The sequence below is a fragment of the Actinocorallia sp. B10E7 genome (assembly GCF_039871655.1).
Classification (GTDB): Bacteria; Actinomycetota; Actinomycetes; order Streptosporangiales; family Streptosporangiaceae; genus Actinocorallia.
The window spans coordinates 103256-119275 of sequence record NZ_JBDPLZ010000001.1 but is presented as its reverse complement, the minus strand read 5'-3'; the positions used below and the strand labels follow the sequence as shown (position 1 = coordinate 119275).

General features: G+C 71.2%; 18 protein-coding genes. 13 read left to right on the top strand and 5 right to left on the bottom strand.

Annotation, left to right across the window (positions count from 1 at the left end; all coding sequences use genetic code 11):
* Positions 1-10: 10 nt before the first annotated feature.
* Positions 11-307 carry a hypothetical protein gene (locus ABGB12_RS00545; protein ID WP_347673556.1) on the bottom strand — a complete coding sequence of 99 codons (297 nt, stop codon included), beginning with the start codon at positions 305-307 and terminating at the stop codon, positions 11-13.
* Positions 304-1080, bottom strand: coding sequence for an MBL fold metallo-hydrolase (locus ABGB12_RS00540; protein ID WP_347673554.1), 777 nt, complete (start codon positions 1078-1080; stop codon positions 304-306). The genes ABGB12_RS00545 and ABGB12_RS00540 overlap by 4 nt, the downstream gene beginning before the upstream one ends.
* Before the next feature lie 39 nt (positions 1081-1119).
* On the opposite strand from ABGB12_RS00540, the gene ABGB12_RS00535 reads away from it, so the two are divergent.
* Positions 1120-1518, top strand: coding sequence for a MerR family transcriptional regulator (locus ABGB12_RS00535; protein WP_347673552.1), 399 nt, complete (start codon positions 1120-1122; stop codon positions 1516-1518).
* On the opposite strand, the gene ABGB12_RS00530 is transcribed toward ABGB12_RS00535, so the two are convergent.
* Both ABGB12_RS00530 and ABGB12_RS00525 read right to left on the bottom strand, forming a co-directional pair.
* A complete protein-coding gene (locus ABGB12_RS00530) occupies positions 1515-2225 on the bottom strand; it encodes a hypothetical protein (protein ID WP_347673550.1) in 711 nt (236 codons plus the stop codon). The genes ABGB12_RS00535 and ABGB12_RS00530 overlap by 4 nt on opposite strands.
* Positions 2226-2308: 83 nt before the next feature.
* On the bottom strand, positions 2309-2926 hold the full coding sequence (locus ABGB12_RS00525) for a TetR/AcrR family transcriptional regulator (protein ID WP_347673548.1): 618 nt from the start codon (positions 2924-2926) through the stop codon (positions 2309-2311).
* 232 nt (positions 2927-3158) lie between these two features.
* Between ABGB12_RS00525 and ABGB12_RS00520 the strand changes: the two genes are divergently transcribed.
* The 4 genes from ABGB12_RS00520 to ABGB12_RS00505 all read left to right on the top strand — a co-directional run bounded on the left by ABGB12_RS00520 (position 3159) and on the right by ABGB12_RS00505 (position 7400).
* On the top strand, positions 3159-4424 hold the full coding sequence (locus tag ABGB12_RS00520) for an FAD-dependent oxidoreductase (RefSeq protein WP_347673546.1): 1266 nt from the start codon (positions 3159-3161) through the stop codon (positions 4422-4424).
* 20 nt (positions 4425-4444) lie between these two features.
* A complete protein-coding gene (locus ABGB12_RS00515; RefSeq protein WP_347673544.1) occupies positions 4445-4852 on the top strand; it encodes a RidA family protein in 408 nt (135 codons plus the stop codon).
* A 220-nt stretch (positions 4853-5072) separates the two neighbouring features.
* Positions 5073-5729, top strand: a complete 657-nt coding sequence (locus ABGB12_RS00510) for a class I SAM-dependent methyltransferase (RefSeq protein ID WP_347673542.1) — start codon at positions 5073-5075, stop codon at positions 5727-5729.
* Between the two features lie 204 nt (positions 5730-5933).
* Positions 5934-7400 (top strand): arylsulfatase, encoded by a 1467-nt coding sequence (locus ABGB12_RS00505; protein WP_347673540.1) that lies wholly within the window; start codon positions 5934-5936, stop codon positions 7398-7400.
* A gap of 99 nt (positions 7401-7499) precedes the next feature.
* Here the strand turns inward: ABGB12_RS00505 and ABGB12_RS00500 are convergent, their stop codons facing one another.
* Positions 7500-8129 carry a class I SAM-dependent methyltransferase gene (locus ABGB12_RS00500; RefSeq protein WP_347673538.1) on the bottom strand — a complete coding sequence of 210 codons (630 nt, stop codon included), beginning with the start codon at positions 8127-8129 and terminating at the stop codon, positions 7500-7502.
* Between the two features lie 101 nt (positions 8130-8230).
* On the opposite strand from ABGB12_RS00500, the gene ABGB12_RS00495 reads away from it, so the two are divergent.
* The 8 genes from ABGB12_RS00495 (at position 8231) to ABGB12_RS00460 (ending at position 16014) form a co-directional block, all read left to right on the top strand.
* A complete protein-coding gene (locus ABGB12_RS00495; protein ID WP_347673536.1) occupies positions 8231-8662 on the top strand; it encodes a DUF6153 family protein in 432 nt (143 codons plus the stop codon).
* 99 nt (positions 8663-8761) lie between these two features.
* The gene (locus tag ABGB12_RS00490) at positions 8762-9412 is read left to right on the top strand and encodes a DUF305 domain-containing protein (protein ID WP_347673534.1); all 651 of its coding nucleotides are present in this window, start codon (positions 8762-8764) and stop codon (positions 9410-9412) included.
* A gap of 181 nt (positions 9413-9593) precedes the next feature.
* Positions 9594-9860: a hypothetical protein gene (locus ABGB12_RS00485; protein ID WP_347673532.1), complete on the top strand. Its 267-nt coding sequence runs from the start codon at positions 9594-9596 to the stop codon at positions 9858-9860.
* A gap of 28 nt (positions 9861-9888) precedes the next feature.
* Entirely contained in the window at positions 9889-12243 is a 2355-nt protein-coding gene (locus ABGB12_RS00480; protein ID WP_347673530.1) for a heavy metal translocating P-type ATPase, read from the top strand.
* A 119-nt stretch (positions 12244-12362) separates the two neighbouring features.
* Positions 12363-12572 carry a heavy metal-associated domain-containing protein gene (locus tag ABGB12_RS00475; RefSeq protein ID WP_347673528.1) on the top strand — a complete coding sequence of 70 codons (210 nt, stop codon included), beginning with the start codon at positions 12363-12365 and terminating at the stop codon, positions 12570-12572.
* Positions 12573-12793: 221 nt separating this feature from the next.
* Complete coding sequence (locus ABGB12_RS00470; RefSeq protein ID WP_347673526.1) at positions 12794-13012, top strand: SHOCT domain-containing protein; 219 nt, start codon at positions 12794-12796, stop codon at positions 13010-13012.
* Entirely contained in the window at positions 13009-14508 is a 1500-nt protein-coding gene (locus ABGB12_RS00465) for a multicopper oxidase family protein (protein WP_347673524.1), read from the top strand. Before ABGB12_RS00470 ends, ABGB12_RS00465 begins: the two co-directional genes overlap by 4 nt.
* Positions 14509-14598: 90 nt before the next feature.
* A complete protein-coding gene (locus tag ABGB12_RS00460; RefSeq protein ID WP_347673522.1) occupies positions 14599-16014 on the top strand; it encodes a hypothetical protein in 1416 nt (471 codons plus the stop codon).
* The last annotated feature ends 6 nt before the right edge of the window (positions 16015-16020 follow it).

Genomic DNA, 16020 nt, shown 5'->3' with positions numbered 1-16020 from the left:
ACCGGTGCCGTCAGTCCATCCCCCGTTTGCCGGGGGCCCAGAAGGGTTTGACCCGGATCGCGGTGCGCGGCCAGCCGAGCTCGCGGACGAGGTGGTTCCAGACGTAGGTGCGGAGCACGTCCTGGAAGCCGCTCAGCCAGGTCTGCGGCGACCGCAGGTCTCCGACTCGCAGGCGGACGTGCTGACCGGGAATCCAGTCGAGACTCCGCAGCGCCTCTCCGGCGATCCGCACGCGGCGCATCCGGGGAGTGAGGAGTTCGGTCTCGGTCACCGTGCCGGGCAGCAGGACCCGGTCCAGGAGACTCATCGGACGGCCTCCCGGTACGTCCAGCGCCGCCCTGTCGGGAGGAGGACCGTCTCGGGGGCTCCCGGCGTGGAGGCCGAGATCGCGGCGGCCTCCTCTCCGGAGCCGTGGCGGCGGACCAGGCGGGCGGGGAGGTCCTTGTCGTCATGTGCGTCGTGGATCGGGATCAGGACGCGCGCTCCGAGCACCCCGGCGCCGCGCACGGCCTGCTCCGGCCCCATGACCACGGGCGGGCCGAGGGGCGCGCGCAGGCCGTTGACGGGCAGCAGCGCCACGTCGACGGCCGGATGGGCCTCGCGGTGGCGCTCCAGGAACGCCACGTCGCCGATCTCGCCGCCGAAGAAGACCCGCACGCCCTCCCCGTCGAGCAGATAGGCGTTCCGGCGCCACCACGACCTTCCTCCGGCGGGTACCGCCCGTACCGCCAGCTCGAGCGCCGGCCGGTCGCTTCGGCCCCACTCCAGATGCCGTACCCGTGTGAATCCCAGGGAACGGGCCTGCCGGGCCATGCGGGTGGTGCTCACGTAGACGGGCGTAGCTGATTTGTGCGGGTACTCCCGAAGTGCTCGGAGATCCCAATGGTTGGGGTAGGCGTGGCTGGCGACCAAGGCGGTCAGCCGGGGGAGTTCGGCGACGGTCATGCCGAGCGGCTCGCCGCGGTGCAGATGCCACCGTTCGGTGAAGAACGGGTCGGTGAGGACGGTGTGTTCGCCGAACTCCAGGAGGACGCACGAATTGGCCACGCGGGTGACGGCCAGAGATGTCCGGTTGCTCATGCGGCAACGATCGAGGTTAATGTGCACATGAAGTCAAGCATGACGATCGGGGAGCTCGCCGGACGGTTCGGGCTGCCCACGCACGTCCTGCGCCACTGGGAGAGCATCGGCCTGCTGGCTCCGGAGAGGCATGACGGCGGCCACCGCCGCTACGGACCGGAGGACCTGGGGCGGGTGGCGATGATCCTGATGGGCAAGGAGGCGGGCCTGGGGCTGCGGGCGCTGAGCCAAGTGCTCTCGACGCCCGACCCGATGGACCACGCGGAGCTGCTCAAGGAGCACATCGCCGTCCTCGAACGGCGCATCGCCCAGGCCCAGGCCGCCAAGGACCTCATCGAGCATGCCCTGGACTGCCCGCTTCCCTTCGCCGAGTGCCCGCACGCCCGCGAGCAGATCGCCTCCCGGATCCCCGCCGATCCCGGGACGGCGCCCGGCTAGTCGGCTTCCTCTGCCCCGCTCCGAGTCGGCGTTTCGGTCGGGGCCGCGCCCCTGCGGGTGGAAGGGGAACCGGCCCGGGTCGCCGCCGACAGCGTCGCCACGATCGACGCCTGGAGCGCCAGTTCGCCCACGTTCCCCATCCACGGGTGCGCGACTCCGGCGGCCGCCGCCGCGAACATCGTGATCGAGCCCAGGCACAGCCAGGGGCTGCCCGCGGACCGCCAGATCATCACCCCGAGGGCGAGCAGGACGAGGATCGTGACGACGGCCGGGATCGGGGGGCCTTCGGTGCTCTCGTTGGTGTAGCGCAGGACGTCCGCGTACTTCTCCGGAGCCAGGCTCAGCCTCACGATGTCTTCGACGGCGCCCAGCCCCATCAGGGCCAGGACCAGCGCCCAGCCGGCGACGGCGGCGGCCCGGGTGGCCGCCCACCCGACGCCCAGACGTCCCGCGAGGACCCCGCCCGCGATGATCAGTAGGGGGGTGAGCAGCGCGTGCATCCAGAACCGCGGCGCGCTCAGTGCTTCCAGCGTCTCGCCGAACCCCATCGGATTCCCCGCCGCGATGACGAAGTTGTCATAGGCCAGCCCCAGGCAGATCACCGCGACCAGCACCGCCACGCCGCCCGCGGCCTTCCGCTGCCGCGCCGCGATGCCCGCCAGGACCAGCATGCACACCCCGAGCCCCGCCATCACCGATGAGACCACGGAAACCTCGTCTCCCACAGAAGAACACCGTTTCCCGGGAAAACTATCCCGGCCGCGGTCTCCTGGCCATACCCGCCGCTCCGTCAGGGGCGGGTCGCGGCGAGGACGAGGTCGACCATCCTGTCGATCTCGGTGTCGCTGGGGCGGCGGCCCAGCATCAGGGGGCCCAGGAACAGGGGGGACACCAGCATCGTCACGACCGTTCCCGGGGCGTGGGTGTCGTTGGCCTCGCCGCGGGCCACGGCACGGGCGACCATCTGCCGCCAGGCGCCGAGGACGGGCCGGTACTGGTCGACGACCAGGGCGTTGAAGTCCGGATGGCGGCGCCCGGCCATGATGCCCGACATCGCCAGGTCGACGGGGTCGGCGGCGAACGAGGCCACCAGGTGCGCGAAGGCGCGCACGTCGGACTCCCAGGAGCCGGTGTCGGGGGGCTCGACCCGGCGGACGTGGAGGGAGAGGGCCTCGATGAGGAGGTCGTCGTGGGTCGGCCACCAGCGGTAGATGGTGCGGCGGCTGACCCCCGCCCGTTCGGCGACCTCGACCGTGGTGAAGGTGATCTTCCCCTCCGCCAGGAACGCCAGGACCGCCTCGCCCACGGCGCGGCGCACCCGTTCGCTGCGGCCGCCGCTTCTGGTGCGGACGCGGGCGGCGGACCGGTCGTCCGGGGAGGGGGGGTCCTCCGGCCTCGGCGTGCCCACCTCTCGCCCTCCCGTGTCTGCGCAGGATCCGGACCGCGGGGCCGGTGGCTCCCGCCGCCCCGCCAGTTTAGGGCCGGGGCGGCGTTCGGTCCGGGCCTCGGAACGATGAAACGGATTCTTAACGTCACATGATGTCTACTTTGCGGGTCTGAGGTGAGAGGATCCTGCACGACATCGATGTGACGGCCGTCTCCGTACGGCCATGCATCGTCCACCGAGGAGAGGAGCCCTCATGCGGGACCAGTACGACGTCATCGTGGTGGGAGCCGGTCCGATCGGCTCGTCCGCGGCCCGGCACCTCGCCGACGCCGGGCACGCGACCCTGATCGTCGGGCCCGAGGAGCCGGCCGGATTCGAGGACCATCAGGGAGTCTGGGCGGGGCACTACGACGAGGGCCGGCTCGCGCACGTGCTGGAGGTCCCCCTCATGACCTGCCTGCTCACGATGCGCTCGATCGGCCGGTTCGAGGCGCTGCGCGAGCGCACCGGCATCACCTTCACCACCCCGACCCACTCGCTGGCGGTCATGCCCCGGGACACCGGGGCCGACAGCCGGGGCGGCAACTGGTTCGACCGTGAAGCGCTGTCCCAGAACGCCCGCGACCTGGGGATCGAGGTGGACGAGCTGGACGAGGACGACCTGTGCCGCGAGTACCCGTCCCTCACTCTGGAGCCGGGACACGTGGCCCTGGTCCAGCGCGACGCCTTCATCCTCAACCCGCGCGCCCTGGTGCGGGCCGAGCTGGCCGCCGCCACCGAGGCGGGAGCGGTGCTGGTGCGCGACGAGGTCGCCGGCGTCGAGAAGGAGGACGACGGCGTCCGGGTGACCACCCGCTCGGGGGCGTCGTGGCGGGCCGGACGGGTGGTCCTGGCCACCGGCGCCTCCAGCAACGCCACGGGCCTGCTGCCCCGCCCGCTGCTGACGCCCACCTTCGGGGCGACCGCCGTCCTGGTCGAGGTGACGGACCCGGACGCGGTCCAGATGCCCACCATGATGTACCTCAAGCGCCGCGGCGAGGAGGTCCCCTTCGGCGGCGTCGTGATGGCCCCGCGGCCTTACTCCGACGGCAAGTGGTACGTGAAGGTGGCCGGCGGGAGCCTGCTGAACACCCCGCTCGACTCCCACGAGGAGATCGCCGCCTTCGTCCGCACCGGCGGCCGCAAGGAGGACATCGACGAGGCCTACGAGGTCCTGCGCGAACTGCTGCCCGGCCGGGAGTTCGGCGCCGCGCGGACCTGGCCCGGGATCGTCTGCGCCACCCCGACCGAACGCCCCTACATCGACTGGGCGGACGAAGGCGGCGAAGACGGCAGGAGGATCGTCGTCGCGGTCGAGGGGGAGCGCGGCGCCATGGCCGCCGACGAGATCGGACGGCTGGCCGCGGAGCTGGCCGTCAACGGACGGTGGAAGGACACCGTCCCGCACGAGGTGTTCAAGGCGCGGTGGACCGAGCCCGGCTGGACCACCTCGGGGTGGCTCGCCTCCATGATGGCCTGACCCGAGAAAAGGACGAGAACATGCGAGATGAGCAAGGACCCGTCATCCCGGACGGGATGCAGGAGATGTACGACGGCTGGCACATCGCGCCCGCCTTCCGGGCCGGGGACTTCGTCTTCTGCTCGGGCGTGCTGGGCACGGGCCCGGACGGACAGGCCCTGGCCGACCCCGCCGAGCAGTTCGACGCGATATTCCGGAACCTGCGCCATGTGCTCTCCGCGGCCGGCGCCGACCTGTCGCACATCGTGGACGTGGTGACCTTCCACATCGATCTGGAGGGGGACTTCGCCGCCTTCTCCGAGGCCAAGGAACGCCACATGAGTGAGCCCTATCCGGCCTGGACCGCGGTCGGCGTCTCCCAGCTGGGCGCGGGCGCGATACCCGGAGCCCTGGTGGAACTCAAGGCGACGGCTTACCTGGGCGGCTGAACCACCCGCCACGGACACCGGGGGTGGAACCTGCGCCGCCGGGACGTCCGCGGAACTCGCGGGTTCCCCAGGCCTCGTCGCCGGTCACTGACGACCGGGGCCGCCCGGCTCTGGACCCACGGTCCCGGGCCGGGCCGTCCGCGCACCAATCCTCTAATACTCTTTGGAATGTCATAATGAGGGATCCGGGCGGCCGGATCACGCACACCGAGGAGAGCGCATGGACCAGCGAACGGCCGAGGGGCACTGGGAGGGCGTCTACCGCGATCGAGGCGCCGACCAGGTCAGCTGGTTCCAGGAGGTCCCGCAGCCGTCGGCGGACCTGATCCGCGAGCAGACCGAGCAGATGGACTGCGGCCGCCGGTGCTCGGTGATCGACGTCGGCGGCGGCGCCGGTCCGCTGGCGACCCACCTGGTCCGGGAGGGGTTCACCGACGTCACGGTGCTGGACGTGTCCGCGGCGGCGCTGCGCGTCTCGCGGCAGGCCGCCGTCGACGCCCTGGGCCGGGCCGCGGACGCGATCGCCTGGGTCCACGCGGACCTGCTGCGATGGCGGCCCGAGCGCGCCTGGCGGGTATGGCACGACCGGGCGGTCTTCCACTTCCTCACCGACCCCGCGGACCGCGCCGTCTACCTGGACGTGCTGCGCGCCGCGCTGCCCGCCGACGGCGTGATCGTGCTGGGGACCTTCGCGGCCGACGGGCCCACCCACTGCTCCGGACTCCCGGTCGTCCGCTACACGCCCCAGGCGCTGGCCGCCGAGTTGACCGGCGTGTTCGGAGACGCCCTCACGGTGACCGGAACCCGCGCCCACGAGCACCGCACTCCCGCCGGAGCCGTGCAGCCCTTCACCTGGATCACCGCCCGCCTGCGCTGAGAAGGCTCCGGGAAACGGCGGGCGCACACCGGACGTTAGATGTCGTTCTTTGTCTCATAAAGGCATCGATATTCGGTTGCCGCCGGTAAAGATCGTGAACTCTCATACGATGACCGGCGCCATCTCCCCAGACGATCATCGGAGTTCGCGTGTCCAGCCCGCTTCTCATCCTCCGTCGGCACCTCCGGGACGAGGAGGTGGGACATGGCTGAGGCGGCCACCGGACGGCGTCGTTTCCTGCGTGGGCTCGGCGGGCTCACGGCCACGGCCGCGGCCCTCGCGGCCTGGCCCTCGGGGGCCGGCCCGGTCTCCAGCACGGCCAAGGCGGTCGAGAAGCGACAGGGCCGCGCGCGGGGAGACCGGCCGAACTTCGTGGTGATCGTCGCCGACGACGTCGGGATCGGCGAACTGGGCTCCTACGGCCAGCGCAAGATGAAGACCCCGAACCTCGACCGGATGGCCCGCCAGGGCCTGCGGTTCACCGACGGCTACTCGGCGGCGCCCGTCTGCGCCCCCGCCCGGGCGTCCCTGCTGACGGGTCTGCACGCCGGCCACAGCCCCGTCCGCCGCAACCCGCCACCGGGCGGTGACCTCCCGCTCAACGGGCTCCCGACCGTCGGAACCATCCTCCAGCAGCGCGGCTACCGCACCGGGCTGTTCGGCAAATGGGGGTTCGGCCGTGACCAGATCAGCCCGGACCACCCCAACGACAACGGGTTCGACGACTTCTACGGCTACCTCACCCACCACTCGGCTCACAGCTACTACCCGCCCCATCTGTGGAAGGACCAGCAGAAGGTCGAGCTGCCGGGGAACAACGGCGACAGCGGCGGCCTCTTCGGGCCCGACCTGATCATGGACGAAGCCGTGAAGTTCCTCGGCAAGGCCAAGAAGGACCCGTTCCTGCTGATCGTCGCCCCGAACCTGGCGCACGCGCCGTCCGTCGTGCCGAAGCTGGGCGCCTACGCCTCCCAGTCCTGGAAGTATCCGAACAAGGTCCACGCCGCCCAGATCAGCAGGCTCGACCGCTACGTCGGGATCCTGCTCGACCGGCTCAAGGCGCTCAAGCTGATCGACAACACGATCGTCCTGTTCACCAGCGACAACGGCCCGCACGAGGAGAAGGGCGTCAACCCCGACTTCTTCAACGGCAACGGACGCTACCGCGGCTACAAGCGCAACCTCTACGAAGGCGGCATCCGCGTCCCCTTCATCGCCTGGTCGCCCAAGCTGCTCACCCGCACCGCGGGAAAGACCACCGGCCACCCCGCCATCCAGTACGACATCCCCTCCACCCTCGCCGACTTCGCCGACGCACCCGTCCCGGACGGTCTCGACGGCCTGTCCCTGCGGCGGGTCCTGGAAGGCCGCGGCGACGCGCCCGCCCACCGCTACCTGTACTGGCTGCGACTGCACGTCGGGTCCACCCCCCGCCACCTCAAGGAAGACCGCGGCAAGGGCAAGAAGGTCGCCGCGGCCGTCCGCTTCGGCGACTGGAAGGTCATCGGGTTCGGCCCCACCGAGGATTACACGCAGCCCGGCCAAGACTGGACCTACGAGCTCTACAACCTGAAGAAGGACCCCGGAGAGACCCGCGACCTCGCCGCCAAGAACCGCAAACTGGTGAAACGCGGAGAGACGTACCTACGCGAAGCCTGGCTGCCGAACTGATCCGCCCCACGACCCCGGCTCGTCCGCCGAGCGTCCCGGACGGTCCCTGCGACGGCTCCCGCGCGGGGACCGTCCCGGCACCGGCCTCCGCCGGAACGGTCAGGGGCGGGAGGCGACGCCCAGGATCTGCGGCGCCACCGGGAAGGGCATCTGGGTCTCCGCGGTGCCGAGCCGGTCGATCCGTTCGATGACGAAGCCGGCTCGCTCGATCGCGGCGGCGGTGTCGCGGCCGCAGTGGCAGCCGCCGCCGAAGAACGGGAAGACCGTGGCGTCCAGGGCCTTCTGAATCCGGCGGCGGCCGGGTGAGGCCGCCTGGACGTGTTCGAAGAACCTCAACTGCCCGCCGGGCCTGACCACGCGGAGCATCTCGGCGAGCGCCTTCGCCTGGTCGGGGACGGAGCACAGCACCAGGGAGGCGACCGCCGCCTCGCAGGAGGAGTCCTCCGCGGGAAGCCGGTCGGCGACGCCGTCCACGACTTCGGTCGGAACGGGCGCGTGCTCGGCGTTGCCCCGGGCGAGGGCCCGCAGATGGGGTTCGGGCTCGACTGCGAGGACCTCGGTCACGGTGGCGGGGTAGTGGGCGAAGTTGAGCCCGTTCCCCGCGCCGACCTCGATCACCCGGCCCGACAGGCCTTCCAGCAGGGTGCGGCGGTGGGTCGCGAGCCCGCGCTCCATGGCGAGACTGGTCCGCGCGTAGAAGCGGGCGAAAAGCGGATGATGGTGGCTCATCGTCTGTCTCCTCCGGATAAGGCTTCCCAAGCTAACGGCACTCCGCCCTCCCGGGACAGACCCGGGCTCTCGCGGTGGGACGCCGCTCCTAAGATGAACGGGTGATCGGCGACCTTCAGCGACCCGCGGGCCCGAACCGCGCCGCGCTCGGACTCCTGCTGCTGATCACGGCGGTGCTGGTCGGCCTGGTGGGCATGCACGGCCTGATGGGGGCCGTCCCCACGGGCGTGTCGGCCACGGACCGTTCGGCTCCGGCCACGGGGCACGCGGCCGGGCACCGGCATGGCGTCGACGGGTCCGCCCCGGCAGAGGAGGCGTCGGCGGACCGGCTCTGCCATCACCACCCCGCCGGCGGTCACATCGATCACGCGGCCTCCGACTGCGCGGCCACCGGCGTCAGCGCCGCCTCTCTGCCGTCCGCTCCGGCCCCATCCCTCTACATCCCGGTCGCCGCCACCGCGGCGGCACCGTCGTGGACCTCGGTGGAGCGAGCGCCTCCCGACCTGGCGGAACTGCAACTCCTGCGGATCTAGAAGGCCCCGGGCGCCCGGTCTCCTCACCGGCCTCGGGCTCCGGTGCCGTTCTGTCGGCACGCCTTCTTCCACATCCGCAGACACAGGAGCAGCATTCACATGATCGTCAAGTTCCCCCCGGTCCGCAGGACCGTCGCCGTGCTCGCCCTCACCACCGCCGTCGCCCTGGGGGCGGCGGCCTGCGGCGACGACTCCTCCGAGCACGGCATGAACCCGTCCGGCGGGCACCCCATGACCAGCGCGCCGATGTCGCCGTCCATGGAGGCCGGACGGCACAACGCCCAGGACGTGGCCTTCGCGCAGGGCATGATCCCGCACCACCGGCAGGCCGTGGAGATGGCCGACCTCGCGGCCACCCGCGCCGGGTCGCAGCAGGTCAAGGACCTCGCCGCGAAGATCAAGGCGGCCCAGGACCCGGAGATCACCACGATGTCCGGCTGGCTCACCGCCTGGGGCGAGCAGGTCCCCGCCGACGGCATGCACGGCATGGACCACGGGACGGGCCACCCCGGCCAGGGCATGCCCGGCATGATGAGCGAGACGGACATGGCCGGGCTGGCGAAGCTCTCGGGCACCGGATTCGACACCCGGTTCCTGAAGATGATGATCGCCCACCACGAGGGCGCCGTCACCATGGCCACCACCGAGAAGTCCGAAGGCGCCTACGGTCCCGCCAAGGACCTGGCCGCGTCCATCATCACCGGTCAGTCCACCGAGATCGACCAGATGAAGAAGCTCCTCGGCGAGTAGCCGGACGGAACACGAAGGGGGGCGTGCCGCACGCCCCCCTTCTTCGTCTTCGGACCCGCCTCAGGGGAACGAAGTACCGTGGATGCCGAGAAGGTCTGCCGCGGTCGCCGAAATCGGCCATCCCGTGAGCTGCCCGAGGCGCACGGCCGGGTCGGCCCTCCACGGCGGGAGGGGCGGAACGGTGTACTGGCACGGTGACCACATGAACGGCTGGGGCTTCGCCTTCATGATGATCGGCAACCTGGTGTTCTGGGGAGTGGTGATCTTCGCGGTCGTGATGCTCGTCCGCTCCACGGCGCGCTCCGAGCAGCGAGGACAGGCGGCGCCGCCCAGGGAGCACCGGGACCCGGAGGCGATCCTCGCGGAGCGGTTCGCCCGCGGCGAGATGGAGGCCGAGGAGTACCGGGCGAGACTCCAGGTCCTGCGAGACCACCGGCCTGACGCCTGATCGGCGCCCTGTGGAGAGGAACTCGTCCATGATCCATGACATCGGGCACCGCGACCGGTCCGGACGGCCGCTCACGTCGAGCACGGTCGTGCTGGATGTGAGCGGGCTGAACTGGGCGTCGGAACAGAACGTGGTCGAGACGAAGCTGGGCGCCCGTCCCGGGGTGCTGGGCATCGAGGTGAACCCGGTGGCGCAGGCGGCCACGGTGACCTTCGATCCGGCTCGCACGTCGGTGACGGAGTTGAGCGGCTGGGTGCGGGAGTGCGGTTTCCACTGCGCGGGCCAGTCGGTGCCCGCCCACATGTGCGACCCCCTGGCCGAGCCGGCCGGGGAGCACGCCCATCACGCAGAGGCCGAGGCGGTCCGTTCCCCGCACGAGGTGATGGGGCACGGGGGCCACGGCGGCATGTCGATGGCGGCGATGGTCGCCGACATGCGCGACCGGTTCCTGGTGGCGCTGGTCTTCTCGATCCCGATCGTGATCTGGTCCCCCATCGGGGAGGAGGTGTTCGGCCTGGACGCGCCGGTGCCGTTCGGGCTGCGCCAGGACGTGTGGGCACTGCTGCTGAGCCTGCCGGTGATCTTCTATTCGTGCTGGATCTTCTTCGACGGGGCGGTGCGGGCGTTGCGGGCCCGGACCCTGGACATGATGGTGCTGGTCGCGGTGGCGGTCGGCGCGGGCTGGTCGTACTCCCTGGTGATCACGCTCACCGGGGGCGGGGAGGTGTTCTACGAGGCGGCCACGGTGCTGGCCGCGTTCGTGCTGCTGGGCCACTGGTTCGAGATGCGGGCCCGGGGCGGCGCCAACGACGCGATCCGCACCCTGCTCGATCTGGCCCCGCCCAGGGCGGTCGTGCTCCGCGACGGCGAGGCGGTCGAGGTGCCCACCTCCGAGGTGCGGGTCGGGGATCTGCTGCTGGTCCGTCCCGGCGCGAAGATCGCCGTGGACGGGACGGTCGAGGAGGGCGGCAGCGAGGTCGACGAGTCCATGGTCACCGGGGAGAGCCTGCCGGTGCACAAGGAGCCGGGCTCGCGGGTGATCGGCGCGACCATCAACGCCAACGGCACTCTGCGGGTGCGGGCCACCGAGGTCGGTTCGGACACCGCGCTCGCCCAGATCGTCGAGCTGGTCCAGGAGGCGCAGAACTCCAAGGCGCCCGGACAGCGCCTGGCCGACCGGGCCGCGTTCTGGCTCGTGTTCGTCGCCCTGATCGGCGGCGGGCTGACGCTGGCGGTCTGGCTGCTGGCCGGGGCGGTGTTCGGCACCGCGATGCTCTTCGCCATCACCGTCGTGGTGATCACCTGTCCGGACGCGCTCGGCCTGGCCACCCCCACCGCGATCATGGTGGGCGCCGGGCTGGGCGCCGGGCGCGGCGTGCTGTTCAAGAACGCCATGGCCCTGGAGGCCTCCGCCCGCGTCCAGACCGTGGTCATGGACAAGACCGGCACTCTGACCAGGGGCGAACCCGAGGTGACGGATGTGATCACCGACGGGATCGCCGAGGACGAACTGCTGCGGCTGGTCACCGCCGTGGAGGCCGAATCCGAACATCCGCTCGCCGAAGCCGTCGTCGGCCATGCCGAAGCCCGGGGCGTCGTGTCACCGCGTGCCGAACGCTTCGAGAACGTCCCCGGCCACGGCGCCGTCGCCGAGGTCGAGGGCCACCGGGTGGTCGTGGGCAACCGGAGGCTCGCCGAACGCGAGCACCTCGACCTCGGTGAGCTCGGCGCCCGGCGCGAGGAGCTGGCCGCCACCGGCAGGACCGTCGTGATCGTCGGGATCGACGGACGTGCGGCCGGTCTGCTGGGCATCGCAGATGCCCCTCGTGAGACCTCGGCCGCCGCCGTCGCCGCCCTGCACGACCTGGACGTCGAGGTGGTCATGCTCACCGGCGACAACCGGGCGACCGCCGAGCGCATCGCCCGGCGGCTGGGCATCGACACCGTGATCGCCGAGGTCCTGCCCGGGGACAAGGCCGCCAAGGTCGCCGAGCTCCAGTCGGGCGGCCGCAGGGTCGCCATGGTCGGCGACGGCGTCAACGACGCTCCCGCGCTGGCCCAGGCCGATCTGGGCATCGCCATCGGCGCCGGCACCGACGTCGCCATCGAGACCGCCGACGTCGTCCTCATGCGTTCCGATCCCCTGGACGTGCCCACCGCCCTGCGGATCGGCCGCGGCACCCTGCGCAAGATGCGCCAGAACCTGGGCTGGGCCATCGGCTACAACGCCATAGCCCTGCCCATCGCCGCCGGTGTCTTCGAGCCCGCCTTCGGCCTGGTGCTGCGTCCCGAGATCGCGGCCCTGTCGATGTCGGGCTCCAGCCTCATCGTCGCCGTCAACGCCCTGGCCCTCAAACGCCTGCGCCTTCCGGCGGGAGTGTGAGCGTTGTCTCATTTACCCCCAGGGGGTATGGGTTGTGTTCGATGATCCGCGGTGGCAGCATGGCCGTATCGGATACCCCATGGGGGTATATGGGACGAATACCGGGAGTAGTGATCCGCATGAGCAGCACCGCCACCTACACCGTCAGCGGCATGACCTGCGGGGGTTGCGCGAGCAAGGTCCGGGAGAGGGTCGGCCGGGTCACCGGCGTCACCGGCGTCGAGGTGGACCTGGGCGCCCGCCGGGTGACCGTGACCGGAGCGGGGCCGATCGACGACACCGCGGTGCGCGGCGTCGTCGAGGAGGCCGGTTACAAGGTCGAGGACTGATCCGGCGATGAGGACCGCGGTCGGGTCCGGGGCTTTGCCCCGGCTCGGCCGCGGTCCTTGACGGCCGGTGAACATGCCCCCGCAGTTTCGATCTTGCGACCCCCGCCTGGGCAAATTAGAAGAAATTGGACATCTGGTAGGTCTGGTGAGGAACTCCGGCGGGTGGGATGGAGACGTGCGGTCGGAGGAAGACGCGCCGTGGGGGAGCGTGGTGGGCTGTGATGGACGGCTGGGGCTGGATGTGGGTCTGGCCGGTACTGATCGTCATCGGATTGGCGCTTCTGGGCTACGCCGGGGTGAAGGCCGCCCAGGGAAAGCGGCGTTATCCGCCTCCCGGGAACGACCCGGGGGCTTCGGCACGCAGAGTCCTCGACGAGCGCTTCGCCCGCGGGGAGATCGATGAAGAGGAGTACGTGCGCCGCAAGGAGACGCTGGGATGAGCGGCGAGCCCGTCAGCCGGCGGAAGATCCTGACCCTCGCGGGGCTGGGCGCGGCGGCCGTGGCGGGCGGCACGGCCGGATGGCTCGCCGGATGGGGGGCTCCCGAGGACGAGAGGACGGATCGCCCCGCCTCGACGGGCGGAGACCTGTACCAGCCACCGGTGCTGACCAGCAGGGACGGGCTGCTGGAGGTGGAGCTGACCGCGGCGGCCGGGGCCCGATCGGCGGGCATGGACGCGTCGGTCCTGGGGTTCAACGGGACGTCGCCGGGGCCGACGCTGAAGGTGCGGCCGGGGGACCTGCTGAAGGTACGGCTGTCGAACCGGCTCGACCAACCGACCAACCTGCACACCCACGGCCCGGAGGTGTCACCGGCCGGCAACTCCGACAACCCGTTCGTCGTCATCGATCCCGGCGACGACTTCGACTACCAGATCCGGATCCCCGACGGCCATCCACCAGGTACCCACTGGTACCACCCGCATCATCACGGGACGGTCGCCGATCAGCTCTTCGGCGGGCTGATGGGGGCTCTCGTGGTGGACGGAGGCCCCGACCTGGGAACGAGCGCCGACCGGATCCTGCTGGTCTCCGACCTCACACTGGACGGCTCCGGCGTCGCGGCGGTGAGCCCCAGAGACCGGATGCTGGGCAGGGAAGGCGAACTCGTGCTGGTCAACGGCGCGCGCCGCCCGGTGATCGAGGCCGCGCCCGGCTCGTCGGAGCGGTGGCGGGTCGTCAACACCTGCACCTCCCGGGTGCTGTCGCTGCGACTGGAGGGCCACCGCCTCACCCAGCTGTCCCTGGACGGACGGTTCCTGCCGGCGCCCGTCGAACTCGACCGGCTGGTGCTGGCCCCCGGCAACCGGGCAGACCTGCTCATCCGCCCCAGGGAGGCGGGCCGATACGCCCTGATCACCGACCCCTACGATCGGGGCGGCCCCGGCATGATGGGCGGTCCGGGTCCCGGTCCCGGTCCTGGCCGGGGACGGGGAAACACCCCCTTCACGACGGATCCGGTGACCCTGGCGACCCTGTCGGTGTCGGGCCGCGCCACGACGTCATCGCAGCCGCCCGCGTCCCTGCCGGCACCCTCCGCCCCGGCGGGAAAGACGGCCAGACAGCGGCGGGTCGCCTTCCAGATGGGGATGGGCACGGGCCGGGGCATGATGGACTTCACCATCGACGGCCGCTCCTACGACCCCGACCGCGACGACCAGGTGGTCCGCCTGGGAGACGTCGAGGAGTGGACCGTGGTCAACGAGAGCCCCATGGACCACCCGTTCCACCTGCACGTCTGGCCCGTCCAGGTGATGGCCGCCGGAGGCGGCGACCCGCCGGCCGCCGGAGTGCGGCAGGACGTGGTGCTCATCCCCGCCCGCGGCTGGGTCCGGCTGCGCATCCCCTTCATCGGCTTGTCCGGCCGCACCGTCTACCACTGCCACATCCTCGACCACGAGGACCTCGGCATGATGGCCACCGTCGACGTCCGCTGAACTCCACTCCTCGCGATGCGCCGGACCGGCCGATCACACCGGGACCGGAGTCCCTGGCGTCCACGGTGCGGGCCGTGTGAGTGTTCCGGCATGAGGGGTTCTGCCGTGGCCTGGCTGGGGCATCCGGTGTCATTGGCGGCCGTGATCGTGCTGGCGGTCAACGACCAGGTGCTGAAGGAGGCCTTTCCCGGTCCGGTGACGGGGAAGATCAGCGATTTCGCGGGCCTGGTGTTCGCTCCCGCGCTGCTCGCACTCGGAATTTCGATGCTGGGCTGGTACGGGGACCGGGCGGCCCGGGGCGCCATCGTGGCGACCGGGGCCGGGTTCGTGCTGGTGAAGACGACCGCCGTCGGCGCACGGATCGCTGGCGAACTGTGGAGTCTGGCGGCGGGGCCGTCACTGATACGAGCCGACCCGACCGACCTCCTGGCGCTGCCCGCACTGGTGGTGAGCTGGAAGGTCCACCGGCGCGTGCGGGAACGGGACGTCTCCGCGCGGTGGATGCGGTTCGGGCGGACGGCGCTGCTCGTGCCCTTCGCGGTCGTCGCCACGGCGGCCACCTCGGCGCCCCTCGAGAGATCGGTCCTCACCGTCGAGATATCCGGCGAGCGAATCGTCGCCTGGACGAACTGGGAGATGGGCGTCTCGACCGCAGACGGCGGCGCCACCTGGCAGAAAATAGAGAATAACTGGGTGAAACGGGACGCCAAGGATCGGGCCTGTGTGCCGTCGGAGCCGCTGCACTGCTACCGCGTGGTGAAAGGACGGCTCGCCGTACAGGAGACCACCGACGGCCGCACCTGGCGCACGGCCTGGGAGATCTCACAGGGACGGACCGATTTCCTGCGACGCCAGGCCGGGGACAACGGCTACGACTCCGACATCTCCAGCAGGGCTCTGGTCGTGCAGCAGCAGCCGGGAGGGCATGTCGTCGTGGTGGCCAACGGAGGTGACGGCCTCACGATGCGCGACACGAGCGGCACCTGGCACCGGCTGGGCTTCCCGACCTGGACGGAGAGAGAAACCGGGATCGCCGAACCGGCCGCGCAATGGGAGGCCCCCGCACTGAAGGACGGGTCGGCCTACCGGTTCCGCGCCGGCTTCACCGTCCTGATCGTCCTGGCTCTCACCCTGCTCGCGGGTCTGGAACCCCGCGCACGCCTGCACTGGGGTTCCCTGCTGACCCTGGGCGGCGCGGTGGCCGGTCTGACGCTGCACTCGATGGACCTCCTGGCCGTCCTGATCGCCCCCCTGTCCGCACTCCTGACCCTCGCCGGTCTCACGCTGCTGTTCGTAGAAGTGTTCACCGCGGCGGACCCGCGACGCCCCCTCCGCGTCGTCCCCCTCGCCCTGATCAGCGCCCTCCTCTCTCCGGTCCCTCTGCTGTCCTGGACCGCCGGCGCACTCGACGACTTCAGGATCGCGGCCCTGGGCGCCGTGCTCATCGGCGCCGCCGGAGTCATCGCGACCCTCTTCGCCGGAAGGGCTCCGGCACGAAGAGCGTGACGCCTC

Coding starts and splice junctions, on each gene's coding strand:
- ABGB12_RS00545 (WP_347673556.1), bottom strand. CDS start 307: ATGAGTCTCCTGGACCGGGTCCTGCTGCCCGGCACGGTGACCGAGACC.
- ABGB12_RS00540 (WP_347673554.1), bottom strand. CDS start 1,080: ATGAGCAACCGGACATCTCTGGCCGTCACCCGCGTGGCCAATTCGTGC.
- ABGB12_RS00535 (WP_347673552.1), top strand. CDS start 1,120: ATGACGATCGGGGAGCTCGCCGGACGGTTCGGGCTGCCCACGCACGTC.
- ABGB12_RS00520 (WP_347673546.1), top strand. CDS start 3,159: ATGCGGGACCAGTACGACGTCATCGTGGTGGGAGCCGGTCCGATCGGC.
- ABGB12_RS00515 (WP_347673544.1), top strand. CDS start 4,445: ATGCGAGATGAGCAAGGACCCGTCATCCCGGACGGGATGCAGGAGATG.
- ABGB12_RS00510 (WP_347673542.1), top strand. CDS start 5,073: ATGGACCAGCGAACGGCCGAGGGGCACTGGGAGGGCGTCTACCGCGAT.
- ABGB12_RS00505 (WP_347673540.1), top strand. CDS start 5,934: ATGGCTGAGGCGGCCACCGGACGGCGTCGTTTCCTGCGTGGGCTCGGC.
- ABGB12_RS00500 (WP_347673538.1), bottom strand. CDS start 8,129: ATGAGCCACCATCATCCGCTTTTCGCCCGCTTCTACGCGCGGACCAGT.
- ABGB12_RS00490 (WP_347673534.1), top strand. CDS start 8,762: ATGATCGTCAAGTTCCCCCCGGTCCGCAGGACCGTCGCCGTGCTCGCC.
- ABGB12_RS00480 (WP_347673530.1), top strand. CDS start 9,889: ATGATCCATGACATCGGGCACCGCGACCGGTCCGGACGGCCGCTCACG.
- ABGB12_RS00475 (WP_347673528.1), top strand. CDS start 12,363: ATGAGCAGCACCGCCACCTACACCGTCAGCGGCATGACCTGCGGGGGT.
- ABGB12_RS00470 (WP_347673526.1), top strand. CDS start 12,794: ATGGACGGCTGGGGCTGGATGTGGGTCTGGCCGGTACTGATCGTCATC.
- ABGB12_RS00465 (WP_347673524.1), top strand. CDS start 13,009: ATGAGCGGCGAGCCCGTCAGCCGGCGGAAGATCCTGACCCTCGCGGGG.
- ABGB12_RS00460 (WP_347673522.1), top strand. CDS start 14,599: ATGAGGGGTTCTGCCGTGGCCTGGCTGGGGCATCCGGTGTCATTGGCG.